13 protein-coding genes are annotated in these 13319 nt (G+C 50.0%); 11 read left to right on the plus strand and 2 right to left on the minus strand.

Features of this window, described 5'->3' with window-relative positions; translation table 11 throughout:
- Positions 1–54: 54 nt before the first annotated feature.
- Positions 55–717 carry a nitroreductase gene (locus tag BCM14_RS05635; RefSeq protein WP_106226961.1) on the plus strand — a complete coding sequence of 221 codons (663 nt, stop codon included), beginning with the start codon at positions 55–57 and terminating at the stop codon, positions 715–717.
- A gap of 121 nt (positions 718–838) precedes the next feature.
- Here BCM14_RS05635 and BCM14_RS05640 read toward each other — a convergent pair whose 3' ends face one another.
- Positions 839–2056, minus strand: coding sequence for an LLM class flavin-dependent oxidoreductase (locus BCM14_RS05640; RefSeq protein ID WP_106226962.1), 1218 nt, complete (start codon positions 2054–2056; stop codon positions 839–841).
- Between the two features lie 163 nt (positions 2057–2219).
- On the opposite strand from BCM14_RS05640, the gene BCM14_RS05645 reads away from it, so the two are divergent.
- From BCM14_RS05645 to BCM14_RS05655, 3 genes are read left to right on the plus strand one after another with little or no spacing between them, the layout of a single operon-like run.
- Positions 2220–3197: a tripartite tricarboxylate transporter substrate binding protein gene (locus BCM14_RS05645; protein ID WP_106226963.1), complete on the plus strand. Its 978-nt coding sequence runs from the start codon at positions 2220–2222 to the stop codon at positions 3195–3197.
- A 10-nt stretch (positions 3198–3207) separates the two neighbouring features.
- On the plus strand, positions 3208–3996 hold the full coding sequence (locus BCM14_RS05650; protein ID WP_106226964.1) for an enoyl-CoA hydratase/isomerase family protein: 789 nt from the start codon (positions 3208–3210) through the stop codon (positions 3994–3996).
- A gap of 29 nt (positions 3997–4025) precedes the next feature.
- The gene (locus BCM14_RS05655; RefSeq protein WP_106226965.1) at positions 4026–5402 is read left to right on the plus strand and encodes an MmgE/PrpD family protein; all 1377 of its coding nucleotides are present in this window, start codon (positions 4026–4028) and stop codon (positions 5400–5402) included.
- 11 nt (positions 5403–5413) lie between these two features.
- Here BCM14_RS05655 and BCM14_RS05660 read toward each other — a convergent pair whose 3' ends face one another.
- Positions 5414–6217, minus strand: coding sequence for an energy transducer TonB (locus BCM14_RS05660; protein ID WP_106226966.1), 804 nt, complete (start codon positions 6215–6217; stop codon positions 5414–5416).
- Positions 6218–6589: 372 nt separating this feature from the next.
- On the opposite strand from BCM14_RS05660, the gene flhD reads away from it, so the two are divergent.
- The 7 genes from flhD to BCM14_RS05695 all read left to right on the plus strand — a co-directional run bounded on the left by flhD (position 6590) and on the right by BCM14_RS05695 (position 13288).
- Positions 6590–6922 carry a flagellar transcriptional regulator FlhD gene (gene flhD, locus BCM14_RS05665; RefSeq protein WP_259673436.1) on the plus strand — a complete coding sequence of 111 codons (333 nt, stop codon included), beginning with the start codon at positions 6590–6592 and terminating at the stop codon, positions 6920–6922.
- A 32-nt stretch (positions 6923–6954) separates the two neighbouring features.
- Entirely contained in the window at positions 6955–7554 is a 600-nt protein-coding gene (gene flhC / locus BCM14_RS05670) for a flagellar transcriptional regulator FlhC (protein WP_106226967.1), read from the plus strand.
- Positions 7555–7693: 139 nt separating this feature from the next.
- The gene (locus tag BCM14_RS05675; RefSeq protein ID WP_259673437.1) at positions 7694–8323 is read left to right on the plus strand and encodes an SAM-dependent methyltransferase; all 630 of its coding nucleotides are present in this window, start codon (positions 7694–7696) and stop codon (positions 8321–8323) included.
- A 170-nt stretch (positions 8324–8493) separates the two neighbouring features.
- Positions 8494–9354 carry a flagellar motor stator protein MotA gene (gene motA / locus BCM14_RS05680; RefSeq protein WP_106226969.1) on the plus strand — a complete coding sequence of 287 codons (861 nt, stop codon included), beginning with the start codon at positions 8494–8496 and terminating at the stop codon, positions 9352–9354.
- Between the two features lie 30 nt (positions 9355–9384).
- Positions 9385–10359 carry a flagellar motor protein MotB gene (motB, locus tag BCM14_RS05685; RefSeq protein WP_106226970.1) on the plus strand — a complete coding sequence of 325 codons (975 nt, stop codon included), beginning with the start codon at positions 9385–9387 and terminating at the stop codon, positions 10357–10359.
- Positions 10360–10366: 7 nt separating this feature from the next.
- Positions 10367–11593: a chemotaxis protein CheA gene (locus BCM14_RS05690; protein WP_106226971.1), complete on the plus strand. Its 1227-nt coding sequence runs from the start codon at positions 10367–10369 to the stop codon at positions 11591–11593.
- Positions 11594–11626: 33 nt separating this feature from the next.
- Positions 11627–13288: a methyl-accepting chemotaxis protein gene (locus tag BCM14_RS05695; protein ID WP_106226972.1), complete on the plus strand. Its 1662-nt coding sequence runs from the start codon at positions 11627–11629 to the stop codon at positions 13286–13288.
- The last annotated feature ends 31 nt before the right edge of the window (positions 13289–13319 follow it).

Below are 13319 nucleotides of genomic sequence, written 5' to 3' on the forward strand. Positions count from 1 at the left end.
ATTTTTTATAAAGACTTGATTTACCAATTGATATCTACAATCAAAAGGACATGAATGGAACTCATAGAAGGACTCGAAACCCGTCGCAGTGTCAGGGGTTTTAAATCAACACCCGTCTCACCCGAGCTAATTAAGAAAATGCTTCATGCTGCCAATCGCAGCCCTTCTTACACCAACAGTCAGCCGTGGGAAGTCGCCGTCATAACGGGCCAGAAGCGTGACCTGTTGAGCAAAACCCTGTACGACCTTGCGGCGGCAAATACCCCGGCAACACCTGACGAACCGTCACCAAAAGGCTGGCCCGAGGCAATTGCACAGCGAACCAAAACCCACGGAGCCAATCGCTTTGCAGCGCTTGGGGTCGGTCGTGATGACACTGCCAAACGGGAAGAATTACGGCTAATTAATTTCAAATTTTTTAACGCGCCGGTTGCGATGCTTATTTTTATGGACGCGTCACTAGGCCCCTGGTCAACACTGGATATGGGTATCTTCATACAAAGTTTGACGCTGGCTGCGCATGGCCTCGGCTTGGGTGCGTGCCTGCAAGCATCCTTATCTTACTATCCTGACGCAGCCCGCGAACTCCTTGAAATTCCCAATACCAAGAAGCTGATCTGCGGCGTTTCAATAGGCTATCCGGATATGGATGCACCTCTTAATATCTATCGCAGCGCCAGAAAAGAAGTGGATGACTTTACTCTTTGGTACGACTAAATTTGCCAAGAGTAAAACACGCCGAACAACGTACAAAAAAGGATAAAACAGCAGCGATCATAGCTATGACGGCCCACGCACCCCAAAGCGCCTCTTGCTGGCTACGCCAGCTCACGACCAATCAAGGCTTGCTGGGTGACTCTTCAAGCGGTGCACTGCCCGTATGCAGGTTCAAGCGCATGTGATTCGGCACTTCTTGTCCGACATCAGTAAATGCTTTGCGCAAAGCTCCCATGCTCGGGCCCAGAATGCCGCTTCGGTTCGCGCTTAGCCACTCGCGCGAATCTCTCAAGGTGTTTAAGCTCCCCTGAAACCTTGGCATCACCCAGCGAGCAAACAGCTCATAGCTGCGCAGGGTCTGTTCACGGTTAGCCCATTCGTGAGATCTGAAGAGCACCGCACCTGCTCCGCCTCCGGTGAAGGTGAGCAATCGCTCGATACCCGCAGCTACCGTATCGGGCGAACCGACCAAGGTGGTCCCTGCCGCGAGTCCGTCGCCCAACGGATTTTCACTTCGCATTGGTGGACGTCCGAGTGTTTCGCTAAAGTAACTCAAGGTCTCAAGGCGTTCACCGTGTTTGACCTCTCTGATGGCTTGCTCATCATCTTCCGCCACATGCAGGTTGATCACCAGACGCCAAGTATCACGATTCATGGTTTTGCCATGTTTGGCCGCCTCAGCCTCGCCCAGCTGCCACTGCTCGGCAAGCTTTTGCGGACCACCGGGCAAGGCGGCGCCGAGCGACAACAAGCCCACCCCGTATTTGCCTGCCGTCAGCACACCTGAGGGTGTTGTAGCGCTCGCGACCGCAATCGGGAACCCACCTTTTGTGTAAGGCGCAAGGTGAAGCCGTGCATCTCGCAACTCGAACCAGTCGGTTTTGATGGTTAACGGCTCTTTGCACTCGAGCAGATGCATGATGGCGCCAAGAGATTCGTCCATGCGCCGACGCTGTTGATCTGCATCAATCCCCATCATGTAAGCATCAGAGACCAGAGCACCTGGCCCGCAACCAAGCATGGCACGGCCTCGGGTCATGTGATCCAGTTGCACAAAACGCTGCGCGACAAGAAAAGGATGGTGGTACGGCAAACTGGTGACACCAGATCCCAACATGATGTGGCGAGTGCGCTCCGCCGCAGCCGCGATAAAAATCTCTGGCGATGCAATGGTCTCCCAGCCACCAGAATGATGCTCGCCAATCCACGCTTCATCAAACCCCAACTGATCGAGCCACTGAATCAGTTCAAGATCGCGCTGCAATCCTAGTGTGGGATTGTCACCAAGCCTGTGAAAAGGAGCCAAAAAAATGCCGAATCTTAGTCCTGCATGTGCCATGCTTGTCTCTCAATTTTTAATTTTTAATTTTTAATTCTTACAGGTTTAACACAACTCACATCGCTGATAAAGCGATTCTTTAGCCTTGCTCTGACAACTCGCGCCAAGCCTCGAGCATGGTTAAATATGTGAAAAACATAGCTAAAACATATGGTGAGACAAGATGGGCAAAGTGCAGTTCGGTTTGATACTGAAAGTCTTCTTCATGGTGAGTACCCTGTCGATTGGGTTCACCGCTGCTGGTCAAAACGACGCATTGCCCAATGCGATTCGAATCATTGTTCCCTTCACGCCAGGTGGCAGTAATGATGTGTTCGGGCGAGCGCTTGCCGAACAACTGTCCCGCAAACTGGGCATCACCGTATTAGTTGAGAATAAACCCGGTGCCGGCGGCATGATTGGCTCGGCCGAGGTGGCGAGAGCTAAGCCTGACGGCACAACCTTGCTACTGAGCTCAAACTCTTTTGTGACACGAGCCGCAACGGACGATAAGCTACCATTTGACTCGAAAACAGCTTTCACACCAGTCGCCATGGTTGCTCAAGGCGGGATGCTGCTCGTCGTCAGCAACGACACCCCATACCAAACCGTTGCTGATTTAATTAACGACAGCAAGAAAAGACCAATCAACTTTGGTTCAGCCGGGATCGGGTCTATTGGTCATTTAAGCGGCGAGCTCTTCACCAAAATGGCCCACGTCGACATCACTCACGTCCCTTACAAAGGGATTTCCCCCGCCATGACCGACATGATTGGCGGGCGTCTCTTTAGCATGATCACAACGTCCGCGTCGCTTGGCGGTGCGATCAAAGGCGCGCAAGTGCGTCCGCTCGCAGTGACTTCACTGACTGCTTCCAAGTTTTTTCCGAATTTACCAACCGTGGCCCAAACAGTTCCCGGGTACTCGGTTAACGTATGGTGGGGCGTCTATGCCCCGGCCAATACGCCACCACCGCTGGTCGCTCGTCTGAATCGCGCAATCCGGGATGTATCAGCCCAACCCAAGTTGATGGATCTTTTCGCGGCCGAAGCCGCCGAACCGTCTGACATGTCCGCGACGGAATTCAGTACTTACGTCAACGAAGAGCTCGAAAAATGGCAACAACTTGCCCGCGAACGTGGCATCAAACAAATCGACTAGAGGCATCAAGATGACAGATCAACTGGTATTCGAAGTAAAAGACAACATTGCGACCATCAGACTCAATCGTCCTGAGCGCTACAACGCATTTACACAAGAGATGTTAATTGCCTGGGCACAAGCGCTCGAAGAATCGGCCTCGCGCGAGGATGTTCACGTGATTGTTCTGACTGGCACGGGCAAGGGCTTTTGTTCGGGTGGTGACGTTGGCAATATGAATAATCGCAGTGAAGACAGTGCTTATCAGCGCCGCCGATTTTTATCAGACTATGTGCATCGCATCCCGCTGTTGCTTGAATCAATAGACAAGCCTGTCATCGTTGCAGTCAACGGTGTGGCCACTGGTGCAGGCATGGACATGGCCTTGATGGGGGATATTCGAATCGCAGCTCGAAGCGCCCGTTTCGCCGAAACGTATGTGAAAGTGGGTCTTTTCGCCGGTGACGGCGGTACATGGTTATTACCAAGACTGGTTGGTTTACCCAAAGCGCTAGAGCTATTTTGGACGGCTCGCTTTGTTGATGCCGATGAAGCAGAGAAACTCGGTATCGTGAATAAAGTCGTTGACGATGACCAACTAATGGTCGCCACTTACGAAATGGCTGCACAAATCGCCGCTCAACCCCAGATAGCTGTGCGCATGATGAAGCGGGCGGCTCGTCAGGGTGAAAGAGTGGATCTGCGAACCCACCTGGACATGGCCGCCTCTCACATGGCCGCCATGTATTCAACTGAAGACCATAAAGAAGCTGCGAAAGCCTTTGTTGAAAAGCGCCCACCTGTGCTCAAAGGCCAATAATTTCTATAAATTTTTTATGAGACTGAATCATGCGTCAGACACAAGACACCATCCTTGAGCAATTTGCTGCTTTTTTTTGTCAGATGAAGTTTGAGGATCTACCTCAGCCAGTCGTGCAGAAGACCAAGATGCTGACGCTTGATCTGCTTGGCGTGACCATTGCGGGTTTGAAGATGGAGTTTCCCCGTATTACCAAAGATTATCTGACTAGCCTTAAGGGTATCGAAGAGGCTACCCTCTTTGGTCACGAGGGCAAAGTGCCAGCAATCCACGCAGCGCTCGCCAACGGCATCAGCGCACACGCTCTCGATATGGACGACGGGTATCGCTACGGTGGCGTGCATGCCGGGGTGGCCGTGATCCCTGCCGCGCTGGCTTACGCCGAGTCAAAGCAACTCAGTGGCAAAGAGCTGATCTTGGCCATTGCAATGGGCTACGAAATTATTAATCGTATCGCCAAGGCGATGAATCCATCGCATTTGAATCGAGGCTTCCACACCACTGGCACCCTGGGCGTATTGGGTGCCGCGGCAGCATGCGGTGTTTTAGCTGGGTTGAACAAAGAGCAGATGACCAGCGCACTGGGTATCTCTGCGCTACAAGGCGCGGGCTTGCTTGAGATTTTGCACGATGGTTCAATGGTCAAACCTTTACATCCGGGCAAAGCTGCCATGGCAGGCATCCTCTCGGTCGAAATGGCTAAGCGCGGTGCCAAAGGCCCTGTCACCGCACTCGAAGGGCCAAAAGGTCTGTTCAATGCCATGGCCGATGAAGTCAAACTTGACGGGCTGTTCGACAATCTAGGCGTTGAGTTTTACATCATGGATCAATACATCAAACTTCATGCAGCCTGTCGGCATATTCACGCATCGATCGATGGTCTGCTGTCAATCATGACTGACAACGAGCTTCAGTTCTCGGACATTGCTGACGTATCCGTCACCACGTATCCGGTTGCCACGAGCTTTTGCGGGTCTACCGTTCTGCCGGACACTGCTGAAGGCGCGAAATTCAGTATCGCCTACTCGACTGCCATGGCAGCTTTTTACGGCGATGTCAGCGAAGATCGTTATGCTCCCTCCATTGTTGATCATCCCGAGATACAAGCATTGGCGTTGAATATTCGTGCCACCACCAATGATCGGTGGACAGCAAGCTACCCACGTGAACGTGGCGCGACAATATTGGTTAACAGCAAAGTAGGACAGTCCTTCAGCGTCGACGTGCCCTTAGCTAAAGGTGAACCAGAAAATCCCGCAAGCGATGCTGACTTCATTGCGAAATTCAAACAGAACAGCACTCAATACAGCGACGCAATCACCACCAAAGTACTGGACGTCACCCTGGCGCTTGATCAACATAGCGTTGAGGACCTGACTAAGGCCCTGAGCAAGCTTGCCCCTTAAGGGTAGCGGTCTTACAAGCTTTTTAGATCAAATCTGACACCGATCCGTACACGCTCAGCTACCGGTCTGCCGTCTCGCACAGCAGGACTAAACGTCCACTTTAAGGCGGTAGCCAAAGCAGATTGATCGAGGGAATCAACGCCACTGCTACTTGCCAACTCGGCACGACTGACAACTCCGTCGACACCGACGTCGAGATTTAGAAAAACAACCCCCTCTTGTTTGGCACGGACGGCTGCGTGTGGATAAGGTGGCTTGGCATTATTAAGCGGTTTCGGGCCTTTATCGCTACCAGTGGCTGAGGCAAACGCGCCAGCCTGAGTCGTTGCGCCGGCTGCGCTGACCGCAGTGACTGAAGCATCAGCCTGGGTTGCTTGTGACGGGTTCGCTTTATTGCTGGGCGCAGCCGTAGCAGGCCTGACGGGTTTTGCTTGCGCGACTGGCTTGCCGCTCAGCGGTGTTTCCATCCCGAGCGATCGTGACACTTCAGGCGCCTTCTGAACCGCCACATCCACCATTTTTACAGGGACTGGCGCAGGCTCAGCCCGCTGAACCGCTTGCTGTGACAACACATCCTCTTTGCTTACTTCGGCCTCCTGGTCAGTTTCGGCCCCCCAAGACACAAGCTCTACAAAGGCAGTTTGGTCCAAGGGGTTGGAGAAACTCGCACCGCTCAGGCCGTAAATAACGACGACCAAGCCATGCATGGCACACACAAGCAACAGAAAGGGAAAAAAATAGCTTGGCGTGCTATTTTTTCGGCAAAGATAACTAGGGGTCTGCGCAATGACCTCGTCACTTTCATAGACGACCATTCAACGACTCGAAAAAACGAAATAAGGCCACTTATACATTTTATTTAGTCGCAACGACCCCTCGCCGTTTTGACGATTTTTGTTGTTTTTTTTTACAACTTTTACGTCAACTGTTACGGCAGCTTGTCGAAAAACTTTAGGCTCTTTTAATGAAAAAATTTATTAATCCTTTTTAGTTAAAGTAGTTTATTAAGTAAAAATACTATATATTTCAATTAGTTATCTTATGCTGTAAGCATAACACCTACATATTTAATGATAAAAAAATCACATTACAAATGGTGTTTACCTCATTTTTTAATATTAGCACGCAGTCAATAATGGCTCCGTAGAACAAATTTTGTTCAACATTCCTTAATAGTGAGTATCGTTATGAGTCAACTCGACCAAATGCAAGAACAGATGATGGCTGAAATTCGGGATGCAAATCTCAACTACCTGATTTTGGCTCAGCAAATGATTCGGACAGATAAAGCATCAGCCATCTATCGACTGGGTGTCAGCAAAGACATCGCCGATATGCTGGACACACTCAGCAATTCTCAGCTAATCAAGCTGTCAAGCTCGAGCGTGATGTTGACTCGGTTCAGATTCGATGACGCAACTATCCTTGAGATGCTCACGCATCACAACAAAGGGTATGCCCAAGCGATGGCTCACAGCGCGATTCTGATGGCTGGGCAAGCCGTTGAATCAGTTGCTTAATTACAACACAAGCCAAGGTCTGATTTAAAACCATGACAAGCACAGCGACCGCAGCCAAGAGCAAAACCGTTGTCGGCGAAGCTGAACAGTTGCAACTGGCGATCAGATTAATCAATCTTGGCGCACGGTTGCAGCTGCTTGAGTCTCAGACCTCACTCTCTCGTGAACGTTTAACCAAGCTTTACAAAGAACTAAAAGGGATGTCGCCGCCCAAAGGAATGTTACCGTTCTCGACCGATTGGTTCTTGACTTGGCTACCTAACATTCATTCTTCCTTGTTTTTAAATATCTATAACTTTCTCATCACCAACGCGGGCATTGACGGGATCGAGGCACTGGCAAAAGCTTATGAGCTGTACCTTGAGCAGGCTCGTGAACTCGAAAATGCACCTGAGTTTCAAAGTAGTGAAGAACCAGTTTTGAGCTTGATTCGGGCATGGACCCTGGTTCGATTTGTCGAAAACAAACTGCTAAAGATGGAAAACTGCTCTCGTTGCAGCGGGCATTTCATTGTCAATCCGTACGATCTGCATAATAATTTCCTCTGCAACTTGTGCCACGTCCCCTCTCGTGCAGGCAAATATCAAAAAAATAAAAAAACAAAATTGGCAGACGACGGATTCGACGCCTGACCTGACTCGGTGGTGGGATAAGCCCGCCCTCAAAGCACTCTTCATTCAATTAACAAGCGCGCTGCTAACCTGGGTTTTACTCAACCTATCGTTAGCGTTGCTCGGCACTGACGAGACTGTTCCAGCCCTGCTCTGGATCATGACGCAAAGCATCATAGCGCCAGTGTTTGCAAGAATCCTCAAACAAGAAGTATGGTGGTTGTGCATTCATTTCGCGTTTCCAATCGCCGTTTTTTTAACGCTGCGACTTGAGCTATCCAACAACGTTTACCTCATCGCTTTTTTGGTGAGTCTGGGATTTTTCTGGAGTAGCTTTAGCGGTCGAGTGCCCTACTATCCTTCACACAAGCCAGTCTGGGATCAGGTCTTGAATTTACTGCCCCCAGGCAAGCCACTCAAAATGATAGACATCGGCAGTGGGCTCGGCGGGCTTGTGCTGTATGCTGCACGACAAAATCCAACGCTCGACGTGGTTGGCATTGAGACTGCACCGCTCATTTGGGCGTATAGCCGATTGCGTGCGGCATTGACCAGATCAAAAGCTCATTTCATTTTGGGTAACTATGACAAACTTGACCTTGGCGACTACGACGTTGTGTTTGCCTACCTATCACCCGCTGCGATGCCAGGCTTAATGAAAAAAAGCCACGCGCAAATGAGAAACGGGACAATGTTCATTAGCCACGAGTTCCCTTTTCCTGATTTGCCAGCGACTTTGGTGATCGAATACGGCGACGATACAAGACCAAGTTATGTCTACCATATGTAGTGGGAAGCGCACTCATCCAGCAACAAACCATTGAAAAGACTCAAAAATATGTGTTGCTGAGGGACAATACAACGATAAAATCCCACCAATATGCATTTATTTTTGAATTCGACGCGGGGACGAACCTGTACCCTTAACTCCATCAATCCTAATTAAATAGAGGGTACGCGGTGTTTGTCATCATAGGTTACGTCGCCGTCTGTGCGAGTGTTTTTGGCGGGTTTGTTCTCGCTGGCGGCCATATTGCCGCTCTGTTTCAACCCCTTGAGTTATTGATGATTGGTGGCGCTGCGCTCGGCGCCTTCATTGTCGGTAATGACATGAAGGCAATCAAAGCAACCATTGCCGCTCTCCCGACCTTGTTCAAAGGATCAAAGTACACCAAGGCTCTATACATTGATTTGCTATCCATGATGTTCGAATTGCTCACCAAAGTGCGCAAAGACGGCATGATGTCACTTGAAAAAGATGTTGACGCGCCACATGACAGTCCTTTATTCAACCGCTACCCCAGTATTGTCAAAGACCATCACTTAATGGAATTTATTTGTGATTATTTGCGACTCATGCTGACAGGCAATCTGGATCCGTTTCAGATTGAAAATTTGATGGACGTCGAAATCGATACCCATCATCAAGAAGGCCACGTACCAATTCACTGCATCGCCAAGATTGGCGATGGTCTGCCTGCCTTCGGTATTGTTGCGGCCGTGATGGGGGTTGTACACACCATGGAGTCGGTCGGTGTCCCACCATCGGAGTTGGGAGAAATGATTGCCCATGCGCTCGTTGGTACCTTTCTGGGTATTTTGCTTGCTTATGGTTTTGTCGGTCCTCTATCTTCACTGTTAGAACAAAAGCTTGCCGAGTCAAGCAAGATCTATCAAGCGACCAAGGTGGTTTTGCTGGCTCATATGCAAGGTTATGCGCCGACGATCGCGGTCGAATTTGGTCGCAAAGTCTTGAACTCTACCGAGCGTCCGACTTTCACAGAGCTTGAAGAACACATTCGCCTGAGCAAAGTTAAATAATGACCACCGACTGCTTCATCGTACTCAATCATGGCTGATAGCGAAGCAAAACGTCCGATTATCGTCAAGCGCATCAAGAAGGGCGATGGCGGCCATCACGGCGGCGCCTGGAAGATCGCTTACGCTGACTTCGTCACAGCGATGATGGCGTTTTTTCTGCTGATGTGGTTACTTGGTTCCACTACCTCTGGCGATCTAAACGGTATTGCCGAGTACTTTAAAACACCTTTGCGCGTCGCGATGTCTGGCGGTTCTGGCGCGGGTGCCAGTGACAGCATAATTACTGGAGGTGGTAGAGATCTGACCATGAAGTCAGCACAAACACGCAAAACTACTGAAAAGGTCACAAAAAAAGAACGCCGTAACCCTAGGATTGTAGACCTGGATGCTGCAACCAAAAAAAACCTGGCCAAAGAGATTGAAGATCTCAAGAAACTGATGGCAAATATCCAAGCCGAAATCGAAGCTAATCCGCATCTCGCGCAATATAAAAACCAACTGACTTTAAATATCACACCAGACGGTCTCAGGATTCAGATCGTTGACGAAAAAAACCGTCCCATGTTTGCGGTGTCCAGATCTGAGCTTGAGCCCTATGCAAAGCTCATTCTGAAAGATCTGGGTACGATGCTGACGGGTATCCCCAACAAAATCATGATCTCGGGCCATACTGATGCATTGCCATTCCCCAATGGCAACAAGTCCTACAGCAACTGGGAGCTCTCTGCCGAAAGAGCCAACGCAGCAAGACGTGAACTCGTCGCGGCGGGGTTACCTGAATCGAGTTTGCTTCAGGTAATTGGCCTGTCATCTGCTGTGCCTTACGATAAAAAAGACCCTCTCAATCCAATTAATCGCAGAATCGCCATCACCGTTTTTAATAAAGCAGCTGAAGAGCGCGTGACACGCGAAATGGAGTCCAACCCGGTTTCGCAATCAAAAGAAGCGGCCTCCTTGCTTAATGACTTGAAAGAGGACGACGCTCAGCCACCACCCCTTAAGTGAGGAAGGGATGAGAGAGATTGAAGCCATTTTTTTTAATGAGACTTTCACTCTTTTGGCTCAAGTTGAAACATTATTTGCGTCGCTTCAGTCTGACGGACCGGCGCAAACCAGCTTAGAAGCAATTTTCAGAGCTATCCATTCGATAAAAAGCAGTGCTGCTGCACTCGGCTTCAAGAAGGCAAGTCAGCTTGCCCATGCCCTTGAAGATTTGCTCGTGCAACTGCGAGGTAAGCCAGTCGTCGAAATAGAGAACAACGTGGAACTCATTGAACAGGCGACCGGCCGCCTGAGGGATCAACTGCACCACGATCAAGCCGGCTCCTCGTTTGATGAGACTAGGCCTCCCCCTATCATCGACTCGCTCAATTCACGCGCAAAGGGGCTGAGTGCAAAACCTGATAGCGTTGAAACCTTGCTTGAATATGAAATCACGCTGATCAATCAACAACCAGCCGAACGCCTCTGTAACTTGTACGCCCACTTATCCTCGCTGGGATTAGCTCATATCTCAATCACCAGTCAAACAGAACAAACAATAGTGCTGCAAACCACACTGGCTCAAACCGCGGTGCTGGCGGTGTGTAGTTTTAGCGTTGAGCCTGAAGATGTCTCGATTAACGTTCGGGCATTGCAACGGCCAAATGATGGGGGAGGAAACCGGCGCGTCATGATACGCATGGGTGACGTGCTGCGGCCCATGTCCAGAATGCTTGCAGAGCTTTGCCTCGACACCGGCAAAAAAGCACAACTGATCACACAAGGCGATGGAATTGAATTAGTCCCAGCCCTCGCGCAGCAACTGATCGCCCCTGTCGCGCACTTATTGCGCAATTGTGTCGCCCATGGCATTGAATCACCCCAGGCTCGCCAATTGGCAGGCAAATGCGAACTGGGCCAGTTGAGCGTCACAAGCACGACGAATGGTAGTAACCTGAGCATCAGCGTGGCCGATGATGGCGCGGGGATGAATCGCGAGCAAATTCTACAAGGCGCTCAAAAGCAAGGCTTGCCGGTGGAGAACTGCCTAACGGATGACGAAGTATGGGAGCTTGCTTTAACCCCTGGCCTTTCCACTGCGGCGGAGCAATCGGTTCTATCTGGCCGAGGCGTCGGTTTGGATAGTGTAAAAACGACAGTGGCTAAGTTAAACGGCGATTTTCGAATACAGTCTGAAGTTGGTCTAGGAACAACCATGACGATCATCGTGCCAATCGACGTAAAAATGAGCGGTTAGGCGCAGAACACATAGAGAGAGTGATTGCAATCCATGTCCTTCAAATTGAATTACCAAGCGCGACTGAACCTCATCGCAACCCTGTGTTTAGTCGCCATTATCGGTGTAGGTGGCTATGCTGCGTATCTGACTCGGCTAAATGCAGACTTACTCAAGTTCAACCATCAGGTCGATATAGCCCCCGCAGTGCTGATCAGCGACCTGATTAGTCGCTCGGCCGAATCTGCCTCTCTTCTACAAACGGCATCTGAAAACGCAAATTTATCCGCTACTGACGGGTCTGCGAGCATACAAGCTAGCCACCTCAAGCAGGCAGGGAATTTAATAGCGCGTCTGCAAAAAAATATTGAAACGACCAAGGGTTTGTTGGCACAACTTGAGCAAGCCCTTCGTGACCCGGATCTGAAGGCGAAGGCAGAACGACTCAATAAACAGTATGCGGACATTACCAGTGCTCAGACGCTACCTGTAGCAGCTGAACTCGTTTCGGATAGCAATACTGGCGCCGTAAACCAACTCAACCGAGCGCTTAAGCAACAAGATCAACACCTCCAGCAAGCCAAAGAACTTCAGCGTCAAATCATCGACTCGTTAAAAATTTCTCAGCTAGAGATCGACCAAGATAGCCAAAGAAATATCGCTTTAGCTATCTGCCTAGCATCGATTATCACCATCGTGATTGCCGTTTTTCTGTTGATGAGCCGCCTGCTGACCGTCTATCGGGGCAAACTTGAGTCAGCGGCTAGAACCAAAAACCTCGATCCAAACCCTGCTCGAGCAAGACCAGTGCCACAAGAGCCCCCAACTGCAGAGCCAAGCGTGATTGTGTCGCACCCAGAAATCGTGCAACAGCTCTACAGCAAAATGAACGGCTCCATCAAATTGGTTTCAACCGTCAATATCGAACTGATGGAGCTAAACCAAGAGCAGAAGTCACTCACTAAAAAAGTGCTGGAAGGCTTACCTCAGCTAAAGCGCGCGCTGACCGATGCGACTAGCCAAGTCACCCTGACGCACGAATTTGGTGCGACCGTATCAGGTGTCGCCGGGTCAAGTGATGCATCCCTGACTGATATTCAAAGCCTACTAGCTCAAATTACAGATGACGCCCGCAAAATGGACGCTCTGACTAGTACGATAGATGCCATATCGTTGCAATCCGACATGCTTGCTTTTAACGCGACACTTGAGGCAGCGAAAGCAGGTGAGTTTGGTCTCGCTTTTTCAGTGATCGCCAGCGAGGTGCGTCTGTTAGCTCAAAAATGTATCGTCGCTACACAAGACCTGAGGGCCTTGATCCACGACATCAGTCACCGCTCGAATGCTCACGTCGAGAATCTCAATGAAACACAAACATCGCTTAGCCGTCTCAACGAGCTATCCACACAGTTTGTCACACAAGTATCCTCACAATTGGATTCAAAACAGGATGAGTTGGCCACGCTTGAATTTGCAGAACAGGCATACAAGAGAATTGAGCATTCGATCGATAAACAGCTGCAACTTTTTAAAGATATTAATGGTGCGCTAGGGCTAGGGGATGCAACCCCAGTTGAAACCTTAACGAAATCTGCCTCCGTTGCTGAACTCCCGGTGCGAGAAAACAGCCAGCCGCCAACGGCCCTTGCAGCTAATCACGAAAAGCCGGCCGCCAGCCCCTCTGGTAAAACAGACTCTGACTGGGCGCTTTTTTGAAATATTTCGAAACAAGGTCAATTATTTCACA

Origin of the sequence: Jezberella montanilacus, from assembly GCF_003003055.1 — a bacterium.
Lineage (GTDB): Bacteria > Pseudomonadota > Gammaproteobacteria > Burkholderiales > Burkholderiaceae_B > Zwartia > Zwartia montanilacus.